This window comes from Thauera propionica (genome assembly GCF_002245655.1).
GTDB lineage: Bacteria > Pseudomonadota > Gammaproteobacteria > Burkholderiales > Rhodocyclaceae > Thauera > Thauera propionica.
In genome coordinates, this window is the sequence record NZ_NOIH01000014.1 from 126,684 (window position 1) to 145,166 (window position 18,483).

Annotated in this window: 21 protein-coding genes; 16 read left to right on the forward strand and 5 right to left on the reverse strand. The window is 66.9% G+C overall.

What is annotated here, in order from left to right; genetic code table 11:
- Positions 1–26: 26 nt before the first annotated feature.
- Genes CGK74_RS12695 through CGK74_RS12725 form a run of 7 tightly spaced genes read left to right on the forward strand, consistent with a single transcriptional unit; the run spans position 27 to position 4,946 of the window.
- Entirely contained in the window at positions 27–1,313 is a 1,287-nt protein-coding gene (locus CGK74_RS12695) for a nitrous oxide reductase family maturation protein NosD (protein ID WP_094268822.1), read from the forward strand.
- Positions 1,285–2,244 carry an ABC transporter ATP-binding protein gene (locus tag CGK74_RS12700; protein ID WP_094268823.1) on the forward strand — a complete coding sequence of 320 codons (960 nt, stop codon included), beginning with the start codon at positions 1,285–1,287 and terminating at the stop codon, positions 2,242–2,244. Before CGK74_RS12695 ends, CGK74_RS12700 begins: the two co-directional genes overlap by 29 nt.
- A gap of 10 nt (positions 2,245–2,254) precedes the next feature.
- Positions 2,255–3,085, forward strand: coding sequence for an ABC transporter permease (locus CGK74_RS12705; protein WP_004264052.1), 831 nt, complete (start codon positions 2,255–2,257; stop codon positions 3,083–3,085).
- A gap of 24 nt (positions 3,086–3,109) precedes the next feature.
- Positions 3,110–3,664 (forward strand): nitrous oxide reductase accessory protein NosL, encoded by a 555-nt coding sequence (locus tag CGK74_RS12710; RefSeq protein ID WP_004264049.1) that lies wholly within the window; start codon positions 3,110–3,112, stop codon positions 3,662–3,664.
- A 12-nt stretch (positions 3,665–3,676) separates the two neighbouring features.
- Positions 3,677–3,949 (forward strand): hypothetical protein, encoded by a 273-nt coding sequence (locus CGK74_RS12715; protein WP_094268824.1) that lies wholly within the window; start codon positions 3,677–3,679, stop codon positions 3,947–3,949.
- Positions 3,949–4,320, forward strand: coding sequence for a toxin-antitoxin system TumE family protein (locus tag CGK74_RS12720; RefSeq protein ID WP_094268825.1), 372 nt, complete (start codon positions 3,949–3,951; stop codon positions 4,318–4,320). Before CGK74_RS12715 ends, CGK74_RS12720 begins: the two co-directional genes overlap by 1 nt.
- On the forward strand, positions 4,317–4,946 hold the full coding sequence (locus tag CGK74_RS12725) for a nitrous oxide reductase accessory protein NosL (protein WP_004264032.1): 630 nt from the start codon (positions 4,317–4,319) through the stop codon (positions 4,944–4,946). Before CGK74_RS12720 ends, CGK74_RS12725 begins: the two co-directional genes overlap by 4 nt.
- 140 nt (positions 4,947–5,086) lie before the next feature.
- On the opposite strand, the gene CGK74_RS12730 is transcribed toward CGK74_RS12725, so the two are convergent.
- Positions 5,087–5,515 (reverse strand): c-type cytochrome, encoded by a 429-nt coding sequence (locus tag CGK74_RS12730; RefSeq protein ID WP_004264027.1) that lies wholly within the window; start codon positions 5,513–5,515, stop codon positions 5,087–5,089.
- A 245-nt stretch (positions 5,516–5,760) separates the two neighbouring features.
- Between CGK74_RS12730 and gluQRS the strand changes: the two genes are divergently transcribed.
- Positions 5,761–6,684, forward strand: a complete 924-nt coding sequence (gene gluQRS, locus CGK74_RS12735; RefSeq protein ID WP_094268826.1) for a tRNA glutamyl-Q(34) synthetase GluQRS — start codon at positions 5,761–5,763, stop codon at positions 6,682–6,684.
- Between the two features lie 7 nt (positions 6,685–6,691).
- A complete protein-coding gene (locus tag CGK74_RS12740; protein ID WP_094268827.1) occupies positions 6,692–7,117 on the forward strand; it encodes a CoA-binding protein in 426 nt (141 codons plus the stop codon).
- 18 nt (positions 7,118–7,135) lie between these two features.
- Here CGK74_RS12740 and clsB read toward each other — a convergent pair whose 3' ends face one another.
- The 4 genes from clsB to CGK74_RS12760 all read right to left on the reverse strand — a co-directional run bounded on the left by clsB (position 7,136) and on the right by CGK74_RS12760 (position 10,721).
- Entirely contained in the window at positions 7,136–8,296 is a 1,161-nt protein-coding gene (clsB, locus tag CGK74_RS12745) for a cardiolipin synthase ClsB (RefSeq protein ID WP_420823177.1), read from the reverse strand.
- Positions 8,293–9,042 (reverse strand): endonuclease/exonuclease/phosphatase family protein, encoded by a 750-nt coding sequence (locus CGK74_RS12750; protein ID WP_094268828.1) that lies wholly within the window; start codon positions 9,040–9,042, stop codon positions 8,293–8,295. The genes clsB and CGK74_RS12750 overlap by 4 nt, the downstream gene beginning before the upstream one ends.
- A 25-nt stretch (positions 9,043–9,067) precedes the next feature.
- Complete coding sequence (nadA, locus tag CGK74_RS12755; protein ID WP_094268829.1) at positions 9,068–10,168, reverse strand: quinolinate synthase NadA; 1,101 nt, start codon at positions 10,166–10,168, stop codon at positions 9,068–9,070.
- A gap of 100 nt (positions 10,169–10,268) precedes the next feature.
- The gene (locus tag CGK74_RS12760) at positions 10,269–10,721 is read right to left on the reverse strand and encodes a rhodanese-like domain-containing protein (protein WP_094268830.1); all 453 of its coding nucleotides are present in this window, start codon (positions 10,719–10,721) and stop codon (positions 10,269–10,271) included.
- 63 nt (positions 10,722–10,784) lie between these two features.
- Here CGK74_RS12760 and CGK74_RS12765 point away from each other — a divergent pair, with 63 nt between their 5' ends.
- The 7 genes from CGK74_RS12765 to CGK74_RS12795 all read left to right on the forward strand — a co-directional run bounded on the left by CGK74_RS12765 (position 10,785) and on the right by CGK74_RS12795 (position 18,468).
- Positions 10,785–11,978, forward strand: coding sequence for a cation diffusion facilitator family transporter (locus tag CGK74_RS12765; RefSeq protein ID WP_094268831.1), 1,194 nt, complete (start codon positions 10,785–10,787; stop codon positions 11,976–11,978).
- A 214-nt stretch (positions 11,979–12,192) separates the two neighbouring features.
- Positions 12,193–13,602 carry a type I glutamate--ammonia ligase gene (gene glnA / locus CGK74_RS12770; protein ID WP_094268832.1) on the forward strand — a complete coding sequence of 470 codons (1,410 nt, stop codon included), beginning with the start codon at positions 12,193–12,195 and terminating at the stop codon, positions 13,600–13,602.
- A gap of 136 nt (positions 13,603–13,738) precedes the next feature.
- Positions 13,739–14,227, forward strand: a complete 489-nt coding sequence (locus CGK74_RS12775) for a DUF4124 domain-containing protein (protein WP_094268833.1) — start codon at positions 13,739–13,741, stop codon at positions 14,225–14,227.
- Between the two features lie 51 nt (positions 14,228–14,278).
- Positions 14,279–15,346 carry a nitrogen regulation protein NR(II) gene (glnL, locus tag CGK74_RS12780; protein ID WP_094268834.1) on the forward strand — a complete coding sequence of 356 codons (1,068 nt, stop codon included), beginning with the start codon at positions 14,279–14,281 and terminating at the stop codon, positions 15,344–15,346.
- A 35-nt stretch (positions 15,347–15,381) separates the two neighbouring features.
- Positions 15,382–16,812, forward strand: coding sequence for a nitrogen regulation protein NR(I) (ntrC, locus tag CGK74_RS12785; protein WP_094268835.1), 1,431 nt, complete (start codon positions 15,382–15,384; stop codon positions 16,810–16,812).
- Between the two features lie 67 nt (positions 16,813–16,879).
- Positions 16,880–17,737 carry a biotin--[acetyl-CoA-carboxylase] ligase gene (locus tag CGK74_RS12790; protein ID WP_094268836.1) on the forward strand — a complete coding sequence of 286 codons (858 nt, stop codon included), beginning with the start codon at positions 16,880–16,882 and terminating at the stop codon, positions 17,735–17,737.
- Positions 17,734–18,468: a type III pantothenate kinase gene (locus CGK74_RS12795; protein ID WP_094268837.1), complete on the forward strand. Its 735-nt coding sequence runs from the start codon at positions 17,734–17,736 to the stop codon at positions 18,466–18,468. The genes CGK74_RS12790 and CGK74_RS12795 overlap by 4 nt, the downstream gene beginning before the upstream one ends.
- Positions 18,469–18,483 lie beyond the last annotated feature (15 nt).

Genomic DNA, 18,483 nt, shown 5'->3' on the forward strand with positions numbered 1-18,483 from the left:
CGCCAATGTCAGCCGCCCGTTGCGCAATGTCCCATTCCCTTCGCCTCCTCCGCACCCTCGCCGCCATATTGCTCGCAGCGACGCTCGCGAGCCCGGCCGCTGCGGCGGTGTGGCGCGTCAAGGCGGGCGAATCCATCCAGGCGGCCATCGATCGTGCCGAACTGGGCGACACCATCGAGATCGAGCGCGCGCGTTACTTCGGTCATCTGCTGGTCGACAAGCCCCTGACCCTGCGCGGTATAGACCGCCCGACGATCGACGGCGAGCTGAAGGAGAACACCATCAGCGTGAAGGCCGAGAACGTCACCATCGACGGCCTGATCGTCGCCAACTCCGGCGGCGACACGCTGTACCAGCACGCCGGCATCTACATCTACCCCGGCTCGCACAAGGCGGTGGTGCGCAACTGCGACTTCTCGTACACCCTGTTCGGGCTGTGGATCGAGAAGGCCGACGACGTGCTGATCGAGAACAACCTCATCACCGGCAAGCGTGACTTCGACTCGCCCAAACGTGGTAACGGCATCCAGCTCTACAACACCCAGCGTGCCCGCATCATCGGCAACAACGTGAGCTTCGTGCGCGACGCGATCTATGTCGACGTGTCGCACGACGCGATCTTCCGCGGCAACAAGCTCCACCACAGCCGCTACGGCACCCACTACATGACCTCCTACCGCAACATCTGGGAGGACAACGAGACCTGGTACAACCGTGGCGGCCTGGCGCTGATGGAGGTGCGCGACCAGATCGTGCGCAACAACCGCGCCTGGGGCAATTCCGACCACGGCATCATGCTGCGCACGATCCAGGACGCAGTCATCGAGAACAACGTCGTCGCCGGCAACCAGCGCGGCTTCTTCATCTACGACGCCGAGTACAACGAGATACGCGGCAACCAGGTCATCGACAACGTGGTCGGCATCCACCTGTGGGCCGGCTCGAAGAACAACAAGGTGGAAGGCAACGACTTCATCGCCAACCGCGAGCAGATCCGCTACGTCGCCGCCCGCGACATGATCTGGGGCGCGGAAGAGGGCAACTACTGGAGCAACTACCTCGGCTGGGACCGCAACGGCGACGGCGCCGGCGACGTGCAGTACGAGGCCAACGACATGGTGGACCGTCTGTCCTGGCGCCACCCGATGATGAAGCTGCTTCTCGCGAGCCCGGCGGTGCAGACGCTGCGACTGGTGGGCCAGCAGTTCCCGCTGCTGCGCGCGCCCAGCATCGTCGACCCCAGGCCGCGCATGCAGCCGCACAACCCCGACTGGAGCCAATGGCGTGGCCGATATTTCCCCCGCTCCGAGTAATCCCCCGCAGACCGGCACGAAGCCGGTGATCGTCGCGCGCGGCGTGCGCAAGCACTACGGCAGCATCCATGCGGTCGACGGCGTCGACCTCGAGGTGCAGGAAGGCGAACTGTTCGGCCTCATCGGCCACAACGGCGCCGGCAAGAGCACGATGTTCAAGATGATGCTCGGCCTCATCCCGGTCACCGGTGGCGAGATCCGCATCGATGGCGCGCCGGTGGGCGGCGCCGGCGGCGACTTCCGCACAGTGCGGCGCAAGATCGGCTACCTGCCCGAGAACGTCGTGCTCTACGACAACCTCACCGGGCTCGAGACCCTGCAGTTCTTCGCCAAGCTGAAGGGCGTACCGGCCAGGGACAACGTGACGCTGCTCGAGCGCGTGGGCCTGATCCATGCCGCCAAGCGGCGCGTGCGCGAGTACTCCAAGGGCATGCGTCAGCGCCTGGGATTTGCCCAGGCTCTGCTCGGCAAGCCGCGCATCCTGTTCCTCGACGAACCAACCACCGGCCTCGACCCCGAAGCGATCCGCGGTTTCTACGCCATCCTGCGGCAGCTGAAGAGCGAAGGCGTGACCATGGTCATCACCTCGCACATCCTGGCCGAGATCCAGGAGCGGGTGGACCGCCTGGCGATCATGGCCGCCGGCAAGGTGCAGGCGACCGGCACGGTGCAGGCCCTGCGCGAACAGATGGACCTGCCCCTGTGGTTCAGCGTACGTGTCGATCCGGCTGATTTCGAAGCAGTTCGCGCGGCGCTGGGCCACCTGCCGGTGGGCGCGATCGAGGCTCGCGACGATCATGTCGCAGTGCAGTGCCAGCGCGACACCAAGATGGCGGTGATCACCGCACTCGCCACGCTGGATGGCAAGGTGCGCGACCTCACCGTGCGCGAACCCTCGCTCGAAGACGTGTTCTTCGGCTTCTCGGACTAAGGGGCGGACCATGGAGTTTTCGCAGATCGCCGCCATCGCCGGCAAGGAGTTCTGGGACCGCATCCGCAACCGCTGGGTGCTGGCCGTGGCGCTGGTGTTCACCGCCTTCGCGCTGTCGATCGCCTATTTCGGCGCGGCGCAGCAGGGTTCCGTGGGCTTTCGCTCGATCGAGGTCACCATCGCCAGCCTCGTCAGCCTGGTCATCTACCTGATCCCGCTGATCGCGCTGGTGCTGGGTTTCGACGCCATCGTCGGCGAACGCGAGCGCGGCTCGCTCGACCTGCTGCTGTCGATGCCGATCACCCGCGTGGAGCTGCTGCTTGGCAAGTACCTCGGCCTGGCCGGGGCCTTGGCCTTCTCCACCGTGGCCGGTTTCGGCCTGGTCGGCGTCGTGCTGTCGGCCCAGCTCGATCTCAACGCGCTGTTCCACTACTTCGGCTTCATGCTCAGCTCGGTGCTGCTGGGCTGCGCCTTCCTGAGCCTGGCGGTGATGCTTTCGGTGTTCGCCGCCGACCGCACCCGCGCCTCGGGCCTGGCGATCGCGATGTGGTTCTTCTTCGTGCTGATCTTCGACCTGCTGCTGCTCGGCGTGCTGGTCGTCACCGCCGGCCAGTGGGGGGGCGAGGCCCTGCCCTACATGCTGCTGTTGAACCCGGCGGACGTGTTCCGCATCCTCAACATCTTTTCGCTGGAAGACGTGCGCACGCTGTATGGCCTGGCCACCGTTTTCCCGCCCGCACTGGCCCAGCCCTGGCTGCTCGGGCTGGTGATGGCTGGCTGGATCGTCGTCCCGCTGGCGATCGCCGCCTGGCGCTTCCGCCTCGGCGCGGGCCGTGCGTAACCGAAACGACTGGAGATCCTCCCGATGTGCACACACCATGGCTGCAAGCATTCTCCCTTCGACCGTCGGCGCTTCCTGATCGCGGGCGCCGCGACCAGCCTGCTCGCCGCCTGCGGCGCGCCGAGCAGCGGCGGCAGCGGCTCGGTTGCCGCACTCGAGATCGACCGCAGCACCAGCTGCGCGCTCGACGGCATGCTGCTGGCCGACTACCCCGGCCCCAAGGCCCAGATCCACTATAGCGGGCTGTCGCAGCCGGACTGGTTCTGCGACACGCTGGAGATGTTCAACGTCTACCTGAACCCGGAGCAGGCGCGGCTGGTGACGGGCATGTTCGTGCAGGACATGGGCAAGACCGACTGGGACAAACCGGTCGGCAACTGGATCGACGCCAAGAAGGCGGTCTACGTGTTCGGCTCCAAGCGCCTTGGCTCGATGGGGCCTACCGCCGCTTCCTTTTCATCCGAGGCCGACGCCCAGGCCTTCGCCGCACAACATGGCGGCAAGGTGCTGAAGTTCGACGAGGTGAAACCGGACATGGTCATCCTCGACGGCGGTGCGCTGCACGACCAGTCGATGTAAGGGATACCCGCGATGAGCAACCCGATCTACGAAGCCCTGCCGCCCGAGGCAGCACTGGAACTGGAACAGATCGCACGCCTGATCTACGAGTCGCGCGAGCACCGGCGCAAGGTGCTGGATGCGGTAGGCGCAGAAGACGAGTCGACCTTGTTGGAGCGCATCGTCCGCGGCGACATCGGCGAACATCCCGCGTACGAGCACTACCTCGCGGCACGCATCCTTGGCGACACGCACGAAGCCGCACGCCAGGTCATGGCTGCAACGCTGAAGGAGGTCAATCGCTGATGAACCTGCACCCGACCATCCTCGAACATGTCGAGCGCGAGCATGGCGACGCGCTCGCCGTGCCGCCGCAGCTCAACCAGGACGCACTGACGATCGTGCTGTGCAACGGCGTGATGCTGACGGTGCGCTACGCCGCACCCGACGCCTACTCGCTGCGCTGGCGAACCGGCCTGGGCACCGATGCGGCCGAGCTCGGGATCGACACCGCGCCCACCCATCCGCAACTGGCGACGTCGCCGAACCATCTGCACCGCGCCGACGGCTCGGTGGTCGCCGATCCGCTCACCCGGGTCGACGCCAGCCCGGAAGCCAACGTCTCCGCGCTGGTCGCCGCACTGGCGAGTGACCCGCTGCTCGGAGCACTCGCGTGAGCACTGCCGCCCGCACGCTTCTGCTCGGCTCCGCCGCGGCCTGCGTCGTGGCGGCAGGCACACTTTTCTGGCAATACGCGGCGCGCCCGACGAGCGTCGAGTTCTCGCCGCCGGACGAGGACATCTGCATCGTCCCGCCCGCGCGCGTATCGGCCGCACATCCCTACGACCCCGCCTCGGGACTGGCCGTCTATGACGCCCGCCCGATACCCGCCGACGCGCGCTGTCCGGTGTGCGGCATGTATCCGGCCCGTTTCCCGCGGTGGGCAGCCCAGATCATCTTCAAGGATGGCTCGGCGCATTTCTTCGACTCGCCGGTCGACCTCTTCATGTTCCTGGAAGAGCCCAAGCGCTTCGACGCCACCCACACTGCCGAGGATGCGGCCGCGATGTATGTTGCGGACCACCGCAGCGGCACCTGGCTCGAAGCACGCCAGGCCGCCTTTGTCATCGACTCCAGCGCGCGTGGGCCGATGCGCGGGCCCGACCTGCCGGCCTTTGCAGACCTCGCTGCAGCGCAGGCCTTCGTCGCCGAACGTGGCGGCCGCGCACTCGCCTTCGACGAGGTCGATCGCAGCGTGATGAATGGCCTGCGCAGTTCCACCCACGCCGGCCACACCCACTGACGCTCTTGGGCTCCGCGCTCACGTATGCGGGCATACGCATTTGCAGGTCGCCCAGACTCCCTGCCGCAGCGCGCCGTAAACGAAGAACGGAGGCTTGCGCCTCCGTCCGAATGATTCGCCGCTGACGGCCGGTTGCCGGCTTACTGCGACTTCGCCACCATGAAATCGACCGCAGCCTTCACGTCGTCGTCGCTCAGCGTCGCCGCACCGCCGCGGGCCGGCATCATGCCCTTCTCACCGGTGAAACCTTCGATGGCGTGCTTGTACAGCGTGTCATTGCCTTGCGCGATGCGCGGGCCCCACTCGTCCTTGTTGCCGGGAATCGGCGCACCCGCAACGCCGGAGGAATGACACAGCGCGCAGGTCTTCTTGTAGACACTCTCGCCCGCGGCATTGGCCGGCGCTGCCGCAACCGGCGCGGGCGCTGCAGGAGCCGGAGCAGGTGCCGCCGCGGGCGCGGCCGCGGTGGGTGCCGGCGCGGAGCCCGCCGAGCCGCCCGAATCCTGGCCACCACAGGCGGCAAGCAGGACGGAAAGCACGGAGGCGAGGATCAGCGGGGTCTTTTTCATGGGAATTCTCCAATCGTATGGGGCAAACGATGCAGGACGGACTACGACGCATCGAACTTGACCCGATGCTACCCGCGTAGCTGCGGGTATTGGATTGACAGGAATCAATTCCTCCCCCGTCAGGGATCTCGAAATGCAAGCGTGCCCGCCCGTGCCGCTCGGCGGCAATTGATGCAGAATCGTGCCCATCGGCCGGAACCGACACCGACGCTTACCGCCCCTTCGCATCTCATCCATTCGTTCTCGTGACCGTTTCAGACAACCGGACGCTGCGCCCGCCTGTCGGCCGCTTCGCCCCCTCGCCCAGCGGCCCCCTGCATTTCGGCTCGCTGGTGGCGGCTGCAGGCAGCTACCTGGATGCGCGCAGCCGTGGTGGCCGCTGGCTGCTGCGGATCGAGGATGTCGACACCCCGCGCACCGTGGCGGGCGCTGCCGACGGCATCATCGCCACGCTGGCGCGCTTCGGCTTCGAATGGGACGGCGACATCGTGTGGCAGAGCCGCCGCACCGAAGCCTACGCTGCCGCCCTTGAGCGACTGAAGGCTGCCGGCCACGCCTTTCCGTGCGCGTGCCCCCGGCGCGAGATGGCGGACTCCGCACTCACGCGCGACGGTTCGCGCCGCTACCCCGGAACCTGCCGCAACGGCCTGCCGCCCGGACGCAGCGCGCGGGCCTGGCGCGTGCGCGCCGAAGGCGTCATCGCCTTCGACGACGCCATCCAGGGGCTGCAGCGCGAGGATCTCGCGCTGGACTCGGGCGACTACGTGGTGCTGCGTGCGGACGGCCTGTTCGCCTACCAGCTGGCGGTGGTCGTCGACGATGCCGACGCGGGTGTCACGCACGTGGTACGCGGCGCGGATCTGCTCGACTCCACCGCGCGCCAGATTCACCTGCAGCATCTGCTCGGGTTCCCGCAGCCGGACTACGCACATCTGCCGGTCGCCACCAACGCGGCCGGCGAGAAGCTCTCCAAGCAGACTCTGGCCCGCGCGGTCGACGAACATCCGCCTGCCGCGGCGCTGGTCACCGCCTTGCGCTTCCTCGGCCAGACGCCACCTGCCGGACTCGACCACGCAACGCTCGCCGAAGTCTGGGCCTGGGCGTTGCACCACTGGCGGCTCGCCGCCGTCCCACGCCGCCGTCAGGCGCCTGCCATCGACATCGACTGAGATCGCCATGCACCTCAACGACATCAGCACCGACCGCGCTGCCACCCGCGCCCTGTTGCAGGACACGCGGACCATCGCCATCGTCGGCCTGTCTCCCAACCCACAGCGGCCGAGCAACGAAGTCGCGCGCTACCTGCGCGCCGCCGGCTACACCATCATCCCGGTCAATCCGGCCTGCGACGAGGTGCTTGGGGAAAGGTGCTACGCCAGCCTGCGCGAGATCCCGGGGCCGGTGGATCTGGTCGACGTATTCCGCCGCGCCGAAGACGTGATGCCGATCGTCGAGGACGCGATCGCCATCGGCGCCCGCGCACTGTGGCTGCAGTTGGGCGTGGTCGCGCCCGAGGCCGCGCTGCGCGCCGCCGACGCCGGGCTGAAGGTGGTGATGGACCGCTGCACCAAGATCGAGCACGCAGTCCTGATCGGGCGCTGAGGGCTGCCTATCGGCAGTTCAGTGCTTGCCGCCGTAGCCGGCCAGACCGATCGCCAGACGCACCAGCTGATAGGACGCCCAGTTAAGGGCGCGCTGCAGCAACGACAGCCGCCGCCAGTCGGCCGGACGCAGCTCGGTCGCGCCGCTGCAGATGGCACGCTCGAGGCTGTCCCGCAGTTGCCGGGCGAAGGCGCTGTCCTCGACGACGACATTCGCCTCGCGGGCGAGCAGCAGACTGAAGGCATCGATGTTGCTCGATCCCACCGTCGCCCAGTAGCCGTCCACCACCGCCACCTTGGCGTGCAGGTGGCTGCGGTGGTACTCGAACAGGCGAATGCCCCGCGTCAGGAAGTAAGGGTAAAGCGCACGCGTCGCATAGCGCTGCATCGGATGGTCGGCCACGCCCTGCAGCAGCAGCGTGATGCGCACGCCGCGCTCGGCAGCCTCGACCAGGGCCTGGCGGAAACGCCGACCGGGAAAGAAATAGGCGTTGGCGATCAAGATCTCGTGCCGGGCACGGCCGATCGCAGCCAGGTAGGCATCCTCGATCGCACGGCGAAAACGCAGGTTGTCGCGCACGACGAAGGCCGCTCGGATGTCGCCCGCGACAGCCGTCTGCGCCGGCGCGATCAAGGGCGCATGCTGGCGCCGGCGAAAGCTTGCCCACACCACCAGGCGCCACAGGCGGTGCACTGATGCGACGATGGGTTCGAGCAGCGGCCCGCGTACCTGAACCGCATAGTCGAAACGCGGATGCGGGGCCGACCCTTGCTGGTAGTCGTCTATGAGGTTGATGCCGCCGACGAAGGCTTCGCGACCGTCGATCACGACGACCTTGCGATGCAGCCGGCGAAGGCGGTGGCGACGCAGTGAGAGCGGCTTCAACTCGCGCCGGTAGATCAGGACCTGCACGCCCCGCTCGACCATTCGCGGCATCAGTTGCGCCACGAAGCTGCGCCCCCCGAAGCCGTCGACCATGACGCGCACCTCGACTCCGCGCGCGGCGGCACGTTCGAGCGCAGCGGCAATGCTGCGTCCGGTTTCGTCCGGCTCGAAGATGTAGGTCTGCAGGAAGATCTCGCGCTCGGCCTGGTCGATCGCCGCGCGCAGGGCCGGGAAGTACTGCTCGCCGTTCTCCAGCAGCGTCAGGGCGTTCCCTGGCAGCGGGCTGGGAATCAAGCCAGCGGCTCCAGTTCGGCCGTCAGGGCCGCATGGTCGGAGATCTGCGCCCAGGGCGCACCAAAATGCACCTCGGCACGCTTCACGCGAAAGCCGCGCACGTAGATGCGATCGAGACGGAAGAAGGGCAGCGCGCTCGGATAGCTGCGCGCCGGCCGCCCGCGCCCGCTGCCGAAGGCCTCGGTGAGTCCGAGGCGATGCGCGAGCAGGTTGTCGGCGCGGTTGCGCCAGTCGTTGAAGTCGCCGGCGATGATGAGCGGTGCGCCGTCGGGCGCAAGGCGCTCCATGCGCTCGGCCAGCGCCTCCATCTGGCGCCGGCGACTGCCGCCGATAAGGCCGAGGTGGACGCAGACGCAGTGGACCGGCACGTCGAAGCCGGGCAACTGGATCTCGCAATGCAGCAGACCACGGCGCTCGAAGCGATGGTCGGACACATCCTGGTTGGCCTGGCTGAGGATGGCGTGGCGGCTGAGGATGGCGTTGCCGTGGTGGCCGTGGTCATACACCGCATTGCCGCCATAGGCGGTCTGGTGCCAGGCCTCTTCGGCGAGGAACTCGTGCTGCGGCAGCGCCGGCCAGTTCGGATGGCGCTCGGGGTGCGCGAGGTGCAGGCCCTGCACCTCCTGCAGGAACACGAGGTCGGAGTCGAGCGTGCGCAGGCGGTCTCGCAGTTCATGCACCACCATGCGGCGGTTGAACTGCGAGAAGCCCTTGTGGATGTTGTAGCTGCAGATCCTCAGCGTCATGGCCGCCGGGCTCCGGGATGGGGGATCAGGACACCGCCAGCATGCGATCGAGGGCGATGCGCGCGAGTTCGGCCTCGTGCTGCGGCACCCTGATCTGGTTGACGACCTTGCCCTCGGCGAGGTTCTCCAGCGTCCATGCCAGGTGCTGCGGATCGATGCGCTGCATGGTCGAGCACATGCACACCGTGGGCGCCATGAACTGAACGACCTTGCCCTGCGGCTTCATCTCTTCGGCCAGGCGGCTGACGAGGTTGAGCTCGGTGCCCACGAGCCAGTGCGTATCGGCAGGCGCGGCGGCAATCGTGTTGATGATGTACTCAGTGGAACCGACGTAGTCGGATTTCTGGCACACCTCGAGGCTGCTTTCCGGATGCGAAATCACGAAGCCATGCGGGTTCTTCTCGCGCCAGCGGTCGATATGCACCGGCTGGAACATCTGGTGCACGGAGCAGTGGCCCTTCCACAGCAGGATCTTCGCCTTGCGGATCTGCTCGGGGGTGAGGCCGCCGTACTCGAGGTCCGGGTCCCACACCACCATCTCGTCCAGCGGGATGCCCTTCTTGTAGCCGGTCCAGCGCCCGAGGTGCTGGTCGGGGAAGAACAGCACCTTCTCGCGCTTCGAGAACGCCCAGTCGAGGATGGTCGGCGCGTTGGTCGAGGTGCACACGATGCCGCCGTGCTCGCCACAGAAGGCCTTCAGGTCGGCCGCCGAGTTGATGTAGGTAACCGGCGTGATCAGCTCGTCAGGCTGGTCGAGCACCTCGGCCAGTTCGCGCCAGCAGCGCTCGACCTTGGCCAGGTTGGCCATGTCAGCCATGGAACAACCGGCAGCGAGGTCGGGCAGGATCGCGAGCTGGCTGGGTTTGGACAGAATATCGGCGACCTCGGCCATGAAATGCACGCCGCAGAACACGATGTACTCGGCATCGGTTTGCGAGGCCAGGCGGGCGAGCTTGAGCGAATCGCCGGTGAGGTCGGCATGCTGATAGACGTCGGCACGCTGGTAGTGGTGGCACAGCAGCACCGCCCGTTCGCCGAGGCGGGCACGGGCGGCACGGATGCGCTCCTGCGCCTCGTTGTCGGCGAGCACGTTGAAGCGGTCGAAGCTGATGTTGGCTACTTGCATGATGCGAATCCGGCTCCTGTCGGGAGTTACCTTCGTGTCTCGGACCGGCCGGCGCCCGGTGGGGTTCCGGCGTCGCCACGGCCCACGGTTTCGGGATGCTTCAGCCCTGATGCCAGGGCAAGCCGGCATGACGCCAGCCGCCGATGCGGTTGCGCTGGCCGTTGGCATCCTTGTCGCCCTCGAAGCCCTCGAGGACGTTGTAGCAGTTGCTGTAGCCGGCCTCTACGGCCGCACGCGCCGCCCCATCCGAACGCGCACCGGAGCGGCACAGGAACATGACCAGCGCCTCCGGATCGACCTGATGCCTGAGCTGGCTGACGAAATTGGTGTTCCGCTGCATGCCGGGCCACGACGCCCACTCGATCTCCACCGCTGCGGGCACACGCCCGACCCAGTCGAGTTCGGCGCGCGAGCGCACGTCGACAAGCTTGGCGCCCGGCGCCAGTTGCAGCACCTGCCACGCCTCTCCCGGCGTCAGCGCGCCCTGATAGGGCAGACCGAGATTCAGCGCACGTTGCTGCGCGAGCGCAAGCAGATCGGACAGGGTTCCCATGCGAACATCCGTCTAGAATTTGGTATTGATCGAAGTATAACGCGTCCGTCCGGCCACCCCTGCATGAACGACCCCGCCCAGCCCCTCTCCGTCTTGCGCCCCGCCTGCACCCGTGATTCGGACGAAGCCGTCCGCGGCCGTGGCATCCAGCGCGCGACCCTCGTGGCCATCATCACCAATGCCACGCTATCGATCGCCCAGGTGGCGATCGGCTTGTTCGCCAACGCTTTCAGCCTCGTCGCCGACGCCGCACACACCCTGTCCGACCTGGTGACCGACCTGCTCGTGCTGCTCGCAGGCCGGCGCGGCGCGGACCCAGCCGACACCAATCACCCCTATGGCCACGGCCGCATCGAAACGGCCACCACGATGCTGCTCGGCGGTGTGCTTGCCGCGGTGGGCATCGGCTTCCTGTGGAGCTCGGGCCTGCGCCTGCAGAACATGGAGGCCCTGCCCGAACTGCACCCGGCCGCCCTGGTGATGGCCCTGCTGACGCTGGCAGCCAAGGAAGAGCTGTTCCGCTACACGCTGGCGGCCGCACGCCGACTCAACGCGCCCATGCTCGAAGCCAACGCATGGCACGCCCGCTCCGACGCGGCCTCATCGCTCGTCGTCGCTGCCGGCATCGGCGGCAGCCTGGCCGGCTACCCCTTCCTGGAGCCGCTCGCGGCCGCAGTCGTCGGGTTCCTGATCCTGCACATGGGCCTGCGCCTGGCCTGGAAGGCCGTGGGCGAGCTGATCGATACCGGCCTCTCGGAAGAGGAGCTCGCGCGCATCCGCCAGACCATCGAGCAGACGCCGGGTGTGATCGGCCTGCACGACATGCGAACCCGGCGCATGGCGGACCGCGTGCTGTGCGACGCCCACGTCCAGGTCGCACCCCGCCTCACCGTGTCGGAAGGACACCGCGTATCCGACGCGGTCTATCTGCGCGTGCGCTCGGCGCATCCGGAAGTGCAGGATGTGCTGGTCCATATCGACCCGGAGGACGACGGTGACCTGCAGACGGTGCCCCCGGGGCCACTGCCCGAACGCAACGACGTCATCGCAATGGTCCATACCCTGCTCGGCACCAGCGCCATCGAGCCGAAGCGCATCCAGATCCATTACCTGGGCAACCGGGTCGATGTGGAGGTACTGCTGCCCGCCGCGCTACCGCCCGACGGCGAAGCGGCACTCCAGCAACGTCGGCGGGCCTGGCTCGCAGAGCACGCCCACTACCGCTCGATCAGCTTCTACGCACAAACCGCACCATAATGGTGCATTTTACGCACAGCGCGCACCATTGTGGTGCTCGCATTCAATGCCGGGGGCACCGCTTTCGCACATCCCCCTTGTGGCACAATGATCTGCACACGGGAAATGGGCTGGCACGCTTAGTGCTTTACCTGAACCACGAATTTCACGCACTGGTGAACACCGGTGCAAAACCGCTCGTCACAAACACCGCCTCATCTCACCAGGAGTGAAAATGAACGCTCAAGACGTCATGAAGATGATCCAGGAAAACGAAGTCCGCTTCGTGGACCTGCGCTTCACCGATACCCGCGGCAAGGAACACCACGTCGGCCTGCCTGTTTCGGCCTTCGAGGAAGAGCACTTCGAGCACGGCCACCCGTTCGACGGTTCGTCGCTCGCCGGCTGGAAGGGCATCCAGGCTTCCGACATGATCCTGATGCCGGAACCCTCGTCCGCCTACATCGACCCCTTCTTCGACGAGACCACGCTGGTCATCACCTGCGACGTCATCGAACCGTCCGATGGCAAGGGCTATGACCGCGACCCGCGCTCGATCGCCAAGCGTGCCGAGGCCTACCTGAAGAGCACCGGCATCGGTGACACCGCCTACTTCGGCCCCGAACCCGAGTTCTTCATTTTCGACTCGGTCGAATGGTCGGTCGACATGTCGGGCGTGTACAGCAAGATCATCTCGGAAGAGGCCGCCTGGTCTACCGCCGACAAATTCGAAGGCGGCAACACCGGCCACCGCCCGCGCGTCAAGGGCGGCTACTTCCCGGTTCCGCCGGTCGACAGCCTCAACGACGTGCGCGCCGCCATGGTGCTCGCGCTCGAAGCCTGCGGCGTGCCGGTCGAAGTGCACCATCATGAAGTGGCCAATGCCGGCCAGTGCGAGATCGGCACCAAGTTCAGCACGCTGACCAAGCGCGCCGACTGGACCCAGGTCCTGAAGTACATCGTGCACAACGTTGCCCACCAGTACGGCAAGACCGCCACCTTCATGCCCAAGCCCATCGTCGGCGACAACGGCTCCGGCATGCACGTTCACCAGTCGATCTGGAAGGATGGCCAGAACCTGTTCGCGGGCAACGGCTACGCCGGCCTGTCGGAAACCGCGCTGTACTACATCGGCGGCATCATCAAGCACGCCCGTGCGCTGAACGCGATCACCAACCCGGGCACGAACTCGTACAAGCGCCTGGTGCCGCATTACGAAGCCCCGACCAAGCTGGCCTACTCGGCCCGCAACCGTTCGGCCTCGATCCGCATCCCCTACGTCGCCAACCCGAAGGGCCGCCGTATCGAAGCGCGCTTCCCGGATCCCCTGGCCAACCCCTACCTGTGCTTCGCCGCGCTGCTGATGGCGGGCCTGGACGGCATCCAGAACAAGATCCACCCGGGCGACCCGGCCGACAAGAACCTGTACGACCTGCCGCCGGAAGAAGATGCGCTCATCCCGACCGTGTGCACCAGCCTCGACCAGGCACTCGAGTATCTGGACAAGGATCGCGAGTTCCTGACCCGCGGTGGCGTGTTCTCGAACGATTTCATCGATGCCTACATTGCGCTGAAGATGGAAGATGTCGACCGCATGCGCATCACCACCCATCCGGTGGAGTTCGACATGTACTACAGCCTGTAATCCCCGGATTACTGCGCACCCAGAAAAGGACGGGCATTGCCCGTCCTTTTTTTATCGGGTCTAATCGGGTTTCATACCGTCAGGATGGCGCAGGCCGGACCTTTCCGCCTGGCGCAGCAAGCCCACGGACAAGAGCATGCAACCGTTCCGAATCCTTCCCCTGATCCTGCTGCTGGGTGCAGCCCTTCCTGTTCAGGCCGAGGTGTACAAGTGTACCGACGCCGAAGGCCGCATCACCTACACGAATGACCGCAACGCCGCGCGCGGCTGCAAGGCGCTGGATACCGACCAGACGATCTCGACCGTGCCGGCACCGGCCCGCCGCCCTTCCGCAGGCCCCGCAACAAGCCCCGCCGGCACGCCGTCCAGTTTCCCGCGTGTGAGCCCGGACGACCAGCGCGCGCGGGATGACTCCCGCCGCCAGGTGCTGGAAGCCGAACTGGCCACCGAGGAGAGCGCGCTGACGGCCGCCGAGCAGGCACTGGCCGAACAGGAGTCGGTGCGCATGGGCGACGAGCGCAACTACCAGAAGGTGCTGGACCGCCTGCAGCCCTTCAAGGACAAGGTCGAACTGCACAAGCGCAACATCGAGGCCCTCCGCCGGGAGATCTCCGGCCTGAGATAAGTCGCTGGCGCGTATCTTGCATGTCATCGGGAAGACAAACAGGACGCGCCCATGCACAAGCCTCCGCCCCCTCTTGCCACCGGCCCCTTCGCAGGCCTCGAGCTGCTGTCTTCCGCCGTCATACTGGTGGATGGCAAGCTCGTCATCCGCTACATCAACCCGGGCGCGGAGAACCTGTTTGCCATCAGTCAGCGCAAGCTGCTGGGCTTGCCGTTGAACCGCCTGCTCGGCGAGCCGCCAGGACTTGGCGCCGCACTCGAGAACGCACTGCACACCAACTGGAGCTACACCGGCCAGGACCTGACGATTACTCGCGGCGACGCCGACCCGATCCGCCTCGACTGCACTGTCAGCCCGGTCGACACCGCCGGCGTACGCCTGCTGCTGGAGTTCCGCCCGATCGACGCCCAGCTAAGGGTAGCGCGCGAGGAGCAACTGCTGCAGCAGCAGCAGGCCAATCGCGAACTCATCCGCAACCTCGCGCACGAGATCAAGAATCCGCTGGGCGGTATCCGCGGTTCGGCGCAGTTACTGCAGCACGAGCTCGACGACCCGCAACTGCGGGAGTTCACCGACGTCATCATCGCCGAAGCCGACCGCCTGCAGGACTTGATGAACCGGCTGCTGAGCTCGCACTGCATGATGCGGCCAGCGCCGCTCAACATCCACGACGTGCTCGAGCGGGTGCGGCGCCTCATCCTGGCCGAGTTCCCCGCGCTCAACATCCGCCGCGACTACGACCTCAGCCTGCCCGAACTTACCGCCGACCGCGAACAATTGATACAGGCGATCCTCAATATCGTGCGCAACGCCGCACAGGCCCTGGAAGGCCACGGCGAGATCCGCCTGCGCACCCGCATCGCGCGCCAGGTCACGCTGGCCAAGCGTCGCTTCAAGCTGGCACTGGACTTGCAAGTGATCGACAACGGTCCCGGTATTCCGGCGGAGATTCGCGACAAGATCTTCTATCCGCTGGTCTCGGGACGCGATGGCGGCAGCGGGCTGGGTCTGTCGCTGGCCCAGAGCTTCATTGAACAACACCAGGGCATGATCGACGTGGACAGCCGCCCGGGGCGCACCTGCTTCACGATCCTGCTGCCGATTTCAGACCGCGCGTGAGCCACGAGCCGCGCACCACAATAGTGCATAGAAGAATGAATAACGTCTGGATCATCGATGACGACCGCTCCATCCGCTGGGTACTCGAGAAGGCCCTCAGTCGCGAGGACATCCCCTTCCGCAGCTTCAGCTCCGCCACCGAGGCGCTCGAGACCCTCGAGCATACGAGCCAGCCGCCGGCGGTGATGCTGTCGGACATCCGCATGCCGGGCGAGTCCGGCCTCGATCTGCTGCAGAAGGTGAAGGCCGCGCACCCGCAACTGCCCGTGATCATCATGACGGCCTACTCCGATCTGGACAGCGCCGTTTCGGCCTTCCAGGGGGGCGCCTTCGAGTATCTGCCCAAGCCGTTCGACGTCGACCAGGCGGTCGCACTGGTTCGGCGCGCACTCGAACAGGGCATGCACCAGAATAGTGCAGCAGAGGAGGCCGCGCTTGCGCCCGAGATTCTCGGCCAGGCCCCCGCAATGCAGGAGGTGTTCCGCGCCATCGGCCGACTCGCCCACTCCCACGCCACCGTGCTGATCAACGGCGAGTCGGGCAGCGGCAAGGAGCTCGTGGCGCGCGCCCTGCACCGCCACAGCCCGCGCCGCGACGCGCCCTTCATCGCCATCAACACGGCGGCAATTCCGCGCGACCTGCTCGAATCCGAACTCTTCGGCCACGAGCGCGGCGCCTTCACCGGCGCCGCCACGCAACGCCGCGGACGCTTCGAGCAGGCCGACGGCGGCACACTGTTCCTCGACGAGATCGGCGACATGCCGGCCGAGCTGCAGACCCGCCTGTTGCGCGTGCTGTCCGACGGTCATTTCTACCGCGTTGGCGGCCAGCAGCCGATCCGCGCCAACGTGCGCGTGATCGCGGCGACCCACCAGGACCTGGAGGAGCGTGTGCGCCAGGGCCTGTTCCGCGAGGACCTGTTCCATCGCCTGAATGTCATCCGTCTGCGCCTGCCGCCGCTGCGCGAGCGCCGCGAGGACATCCCGCTGCTGGTGCGGCATTTCCTGCAGCGCAGCGCGCAGGAGCTCGGTGTAGAGCGCAAACGCATCTCGGATGCCGCCATCGAGTACCTGCAAAGCCAGCCCTTTCCCGGCAACGTGCGCCAGCTCGAAAACCTATGCCACTGGCTGACGGTGATGGCGCCCGCCCAGGTCGTCGAGGTCGCCGACCTGCCGCCCGAGATGCGCGACCAGCCGGCACGCGAAACGCCGACGAGCTGGATCGACGGCCTCGGGCATGAGGCCGACCGACTGATCGCAGCCAGTCCGGGCGCTGTATTCGAGAAACTCACGCACGACTTCGAGCGCACCCTCATCCGCCGCGCGCTGGCCGCCACCGGCGGGCGGCGCATCGAGGCAGCCCAGTTGCTGGGCATCGGCCGCAACACCATCAGCCGCAAGATCCAGGAGCTCGGCATGGAGGAGGATCGCAACGGCAATGGGCATGGCGATCACGGGAACGACTGACCGACTCCCGAACATCGCCTCCCCGCTGGGCGCACCACCCTCGTGCATGCGCGCAGGATGACGGATAATGCGGCGGTCACACTTCAGGCCGCCCGACATCTTGCCCGCCAGCACGCCCCCCCCAAACGCGCTTCAAGCCGCCGTCATCACCCACCTCGGGGCACAGGCACCGCGGTTCGTGATCGACTGGGTCGACGAGTGCGTGTCGACCAATACCGCGCTGATCGAGAACACGCCGGCCGATGACGGCCGCGTTCATGTCCTCGTTGCCGAGCGCCAGTCCGCAGGACGCGGTCGCCGCGGTCGCCAGTGGCAGTCCTGGCCAGATGGCAGCCTGACCTTCTCCAGCGTGTGGCACTTCGCGCGCGGCACACCGGCGCCCGCCGGACTGTCGCTGGTGGCCGGCGTAGCCGTCGCACGCGCGCTGGAACGCCTTGGCGTCGTCGGCCTGCAACTGAAATGGCCGAACGACGTGCTGGTGAACGGCGAGAAGCTGGTCGGCATCCTTGTCGAGTTGAGCACGGGCCGCGCGCGAGGGCTTGCCGCCGTCATCGGCATCGGCATCAACCTGCGCCTGCCGCCGGATGTCCGCATCGAGGCTCAGGCCGGTGTCACCGACCTTGCGCATGCTCTCGATGGTGACGTGCCGGGCCGACCCGCCCTGCTCGCCGCCCTGCTTGCCGAACTGGACAATCTCCTGGCGACATACGCCAGTGGCGGCTTCCCTGCAGTGAAAGGCGCCTGGGAACAGCGCAACGCCTTCGCCGAACTGCCGGTGCGCATTTGCGGTGACGAGGCTTCGCTCGAAGGCATCTGCGCCGGCGTAGACGACGACGGCGCCTTGCTGCTGCGCACGGCGACGGGCACGCAGCGCATCCTCGCCGGCGACGTGTCGCTGCGCCCCCTAGGCGGGGACGCACCATGATCCTGCTCATCGATGCCGGCAACACCCGCATCAAGTGGCGCCTGCTCGCCGACGCCAGCGCGCCGGCAGCGCTGGACGAAGGCGCTCTGGGGCATGACGGGATCGATGCACTCGGCCAGTTGCGCACACGCCACCCCGGCCCGCTGCGTGTCGTCGGGAGCAACGTCGCCGGCACCGATGTGGCCGACCGGATTACCGCCGCGCTTGCGGTCAATGCGGTGGAATGGTTGTGTCCAACGCAGCATGCCTGCGGTGTGCGCAACCTCTACGACATTCCGGGCCAACTTGGTGCCGACCGCTGGGCCGCGCTCATCGGTGCGCACCACACGCACGCGCAGGCCTGCCTCGTCGTGACCGCCGGCACGGCCACCACGGCCGACCTGCTGTCGGCCGACGGCGACTTCCTGGGCGGGCTCATTCTGCCGGGCGTCGACCTGATGCAGGCCTCACTTGCCCGCGGCACCGCGCAGTTGCCACTCGCCGAAGGTCGCTTCGTGCCGCAGCCGCGATGTACCGTCGACGCGATCCGTTCGGGCTGCCTGCATGCACAGGCGGGCGCCATCGAACGCATGTTCCGCCAGATCGCCACCGAACGCGGCGCGCTCTGCCTGCTCGGCGGCGGTGCAGCCGACAGCTTCGCCGGCCTGCTCGACATTCCGCTGCGGCGTATCGACAACCTCGTCCTGTGCGGCCTTGCCGTCATCGCAGGACTACACTCGCCCAATGCATAACGACACTGGAGACCC

What these genes read in the sequence shown, in the direction of transcription:
- CGK74_RS12695 (WP_094268822.1), top strand. Translation starts at nt 27, where the DNA reads ATGTCCCATTCCCTTCGCCTCCTCCGCACCCTCGCCGCCATATTGCTC.
- CGK74_RS12705 (WP_004264052.1), top strand. Translation starts at nt 2,255, where the DNA reads ATGGAGTTTTCGCAGATCGCCGCCATCGCCGGCAAGGAGTTCTGGGAC.
- CGK74_RS12710 (WP_004264049.1), top strand. Translation starts at nt 3,110, where the DNA reads ATGTGCACACACCATGGCTGCAAGCATTCTCCCTTCGACCGTCGGCGC.
- CGK74_RS12715 (WP_094268824.1), top strand. Translation starts at nt 3,677, where the DNA reads ATGAGCAACCCGATCTACGAAGCCCTGCCGCCCGAGGCAGCACTGGAA.
- CGK74_RS12720 (WP_094268825.1), top strand. Translation starts at nt 3,949, where the DNA reads ATGAACCTGCACCCGACCATCCTCGAACATGTCGAGCGCGAGCATGGC.
- CGK74_RS12730 (WP_004264027.1), bottom strand. Translation starts at nt 5,515, where the DNA reads ATGAAAAAGACCCCGCTGATCCTCGCCTCCGTGCTTTCCGTCCTGCTT.
- CGK74_RS12740 (WP_094268827.1), top strand. Translation starts at nt 6,692, where the DNA reads ATGCACCTCAACGACATCAGCACCGACCGCGCTGCCACCCGCGCCCTG.
- CGK74_RS12750 (WP_094268828.1), bottom strand. Translation starts at nt 9,042, where the DNA reads ATGACGCTGAGGATCTGCAGCTACAACATCCACAAGGGCTTCTCGCAG.
- nadA (WP_094268829.1), bottom strand. Translation starts at nt 10,168, where the DNA reads ATGCAAGTAGCCAACATCAGCTTCGACCGCTTCAACGTGCTCGCCGAC.
- CGK74_RS12760 (WP_094268830.1), bottom strand. Translation starts at nt 10,721, where the DNA reads ATGGGAACCCTGTCCGATCTGCTTGCGCTCGCGCAGCAACGTGCGCTG.
- CGK74_RS12765 (WP_094268831.1), top strand. Translation starts at nt 10,785, where the DNA reads ATGAACGACCCCGCCCAGCCCCTCTCCGTCTTGCGCCCCGCCTGCACC.
- glnA (WP_094268832.1), top strand. Translation starts at nt 12,193, where the DNA reads ATGAACGCTCAAGACGTCATGAAGATGATCCAGGAAAACGAAGTCCGC.
- CGK74_RS12775 (WP_094268833.1), top strand. Translation starts at nt 13,739, where the DNA reads ATGCAACCGTTCCGAATCCTTCCCCTGATCCTGCTGCTGGGTGCAGCC.
- glnL (WP_094268834.1), top strand. Translation starts at nt 14,279, where the DNA reads ATGCACAAGCCTCCGCCCCCTCTTGCCACCGGCCCCTTCGCAGGCCTC.
- ntrC (WP_094268835.1), top strand. Translation starts at nt 15,382, where the DNA reads ATGAATAACGTCTGGATCATCGATGACGACCGCTCCATCCGCTGGGTA.
- CGK74_RS12790 (WP_094268836.1), top strand. Translation starts at nt 16,880, where the DNA reads ATGCGGCGGTCACACTTCAGGCCGCCCGACATCTTGCCCGCCAGCACG.
- CGK74_RS12795 (WP_094268837.1), top strand. Translation starts at nt 17,734, where the DNA reads ATGATCCTGCTCATCGATGCCGGCAACACCCGCATCAAGTGGCGCCTG.